Here is a 3,063-nt window from a genome sequence, read left to right as displayed (position 1 = left end):
GTGGAGGTCAGTGCGCATCCGGTGCTGGCGATGGCGGTGCAGGACGCCGCCGAGGCGGCCGGTCGGTCGGCGGCGGCCTTCGGGACGCTGCGCCGCGGCGAGGGCGGCCCCCGCCGGGTGCTGGCCTCGTTGGCGGAGGCGTGGGTGCGCGGCGTGGCCGTCGACTGGCGGGCGGCCGTCTTCACCGGCGGCACCGCCGTCCCGCCGCTCGAACTCCCCACCTACGCCTTCCAGCGTGCGCACTACTGGCTGGACGCGCCCACCGCGGCATCCGACCAGGAGCACCCGACCGGGGTCGACCCCGTCGAGGCCGAGTTCTGGGCCGCCGTCGAGAACGAGGACCTCGGCGTCCTCGCCGGCTCGCTCGACCTGGACGCCGACGCGCCGCTGAGCGCCGTCCTGCCCGCGCTGTCGACCTGGCGGCGCGAACGCCGCGAGCAGTCGACCGTGGACGGCTGGCGCTACCGCATCACCTGGCAGCCCCTCACCGATCTGCCCGCACCGCTGCTCTCCGGCACCTGGGCGGTCATCGCGACGGAGGACGACCGGGACCGCGCCGACGACCTCGCCCAGGGCCTCGAACGACGCGGCGCCGACGTCACCGTGGTCACCGTCGGCGAGGACGATCTCGACCGCACCGCACTGGCCGCCCGGCTGACGGCGGAGCTCCCCGAGGGCGCCTCCCCGGCCGGCCTGCTCTCCCTGCTCGGCACGGTCGAGGACCGCTGCTCCGCGTACCCGTCGGTGCCGTTCGGCCTGGCGGGCTCCGTGCTGCTGCTCCAGGCGCTGGCCGACGCCGGGATCGAGGCGCCGGTGTGGACGGCCACCCGCGGCGCCGTCGCGGTCGACCGGGCCGAGCGCCTGACCGGCCCCGTGCAGTCCCTGGTCTGGGGCCTGGGCCGGGTCGCCGCCCTGGAGGACGCCCCCCGCTGGGGTGGCCTGGTCGACCTGCCGGAGCTGCTGGACGACCGGGCCCTGGACCGGCTGGCCGGGGTGCTGGCCGGTACGGGCGGTGAGGACCAGGTCGCGATCAGGGCCTCCGGTGTGCTGGTGCGCCGCCTGGTGCACGCCCCGGCCGGCCCGGTAGCGGGGGAGGGCTGGCGGCCGTCCGGCACGGTGCTGGTCACCGGCGGCACCGGCGCCCTGGGCGCCCACGTCGCCCGCTGGCTGGCCCGCAACGGCGCCGAGCACCTGCTGCTCACCAGTCGGCGCGGCCCGGAGGCCGACGGCTCCGCCGAACTCGCCGCCGAACTCACCGCCCTCGGTGCCGCCACCGACATCGTCTCCTGCGACGTCTCCGACCGGACGGCGCTCGAAGCCCTGCTGGCCGGGATCCCCGCCGAGCGTCCGCTGACCGCCGTGATGCACACCGCGGCCGTGCTGGACGACGGCGTGATCCAGGCGCTCACCACCGACCAGCTGGAGCGGGTGCTGCGGGTCAAGGTCGACTCCGCGCTGCACCTGCACGAGCTGACCCGGGAGCTGGACCTCTCCGCGTTCGTCCTCTTCTCCTCCTTCGCCGCCACGTTCGGTGCCCCCGGCCAGGGCAACTACGCCCCCGGGAACGCCTTCCTGGACGCGCTCGCCGCCCAGCGGCGGGCCGACGGCCTGTCCGCCACCTCCGTCGCCTGGGGCCCCTGGGGCGAGGGCGGCATGGCCGAGGGCGGCGTCGGCGACCGGATGCGCCGCCACGGCATCCTGGAGATGGCCCCGGACCTGGCCGTCTCCGCCCTACAGCACGCACTGGACCGGGGCGACACCGAACTGACCGTCACCGACATCGACTGGCAGCGCTTCACCCTCGCCTTCACCTCGGGCCGGGTCCGCCCGCTGCTGTCCGCCATCCCCGAGGCCGCCCGGGTGCTGGAGGGCGTCCGCGCCGCTACCGAGGAGCAGCACTCCGCCGACGGCGCACTCGCCGTCCGGCTCGCGGGTGTCGCCCCGGCCGAGCGGGAGCGCATCCTGCTCGACCTGGTGGCCTCGCACGTCGCCGCCGCACTCGGCTTCCCCGGGCCGGAGGCCGTCGACACCGGCCGGGCCTTCAAGGAGCTCGGCTTCGACTCGCTGACCGCCGTCGAACTGCGCAACCGCCTCGGTGCCGCGGCCGGCCTGCGGCTGCCCGCCACCCTCGTCTACGACCACCCCACCGCCCTCGCGCTCGCCCGCCACCTCGGCGAGGAGCTCTCCGGGACGGTCGCCGACGCGACGGGACCGGTGGTGGCGAGCACCGCCGCCCACGACGAGCCGATCGCCATCGTCGGCATGAGCTGCCGCTTCCCCGGCGGCGTGGACTCACCGGAGGCGCTCTGGCAGCTGCTGGCCGCCGGAGGTGACGCCCTGTCGGGGTTCCCGACCGACCGGGGCTGGGACCTGGACGCGGTGTTCGACGCCGACCCCGATGCGAAGGGCACCTCGTACATCCGCGAGGGCGGCTTCCTGCACGACGCCAGCCGCTTCGACGCCGGGTTCTTCGGGATCTCGCCGCGCGAGGCGCTGGCGATGGACCCGCAGCAGCGGCTGCTGCTGGAGACGTCCTGGGAGGCGTTCGAGCGGGCCGGCCTCGACCCGCACGCACTGCGGGGCAGCCGTACCGGTGTCTTCGCAGGCACCAACGGCGGCGACTACCTGGGTCTGCTCGCCGGCGCCGCGCAGTCGGCCGAGGGCCATGTCGCGACCGGCACCGCCGCGAGCGTGGTCTCCGGCCGGGTCTCCTACCTGTTCGGCCTCGAAGGCCCAGCGATGACCGTCGACACCGCCTGCTCGGCCTCGCTGGTGGCGCTCCACCTGGCCGTCCAGTCGCTGCGCAACGGCGAGTGCGAACTCGCGCTGGCGGGCGGTGTCACGGTGATGTCCACCCCTGGCACCTTCATCGAGTTCAGCCGCCAGCAGGGCCTGGCCACGGACGGCCGCTGCAAGCCGTTCTCGGCCGCGGCCGACGGCTTCACCCCCTCCGAGGGCGTCGGCATGCTGCTGGTCGAGCGGCTCTCCGACGCCCGGCGCAACGGGCACCCCGTCCTGGCCGTGGTCCGCGGGTCGGCGATCAACCAGGACGGTGCGTCGAAC

At 75.7% G+C, this 3,063-nt stretch carries 1 protein-coding gene; it reads left to right on the top strand.

Going from position 1 to position 3,063, the window contains the following annotated elements; translation table 11 throughout:
- On the top strand, window positions 1–3,063 hold a 3,063-nt coding region (locus ABTY15_RS39480), incomplete at both ends, for an SDR family NAD(P)-dependent oxidoreductase (RefSeq protein WP_502893695.1).

Origin of the sequence: Kitasatospora sp. NPDC097643, from assembly GCF_040302625.1 — a bacterium.
In the GTDB taxonomy this organism is placed as follows: Bacteria; Actinomycetota; Actinomycetes; order Streptomycetales; family Streptomycetaceae; genus Kitasatospora.
Note: the sequence above shows the minus strand (reverse complement) of the source record. Positions and strands in the feature narration are given on the sequence as shown.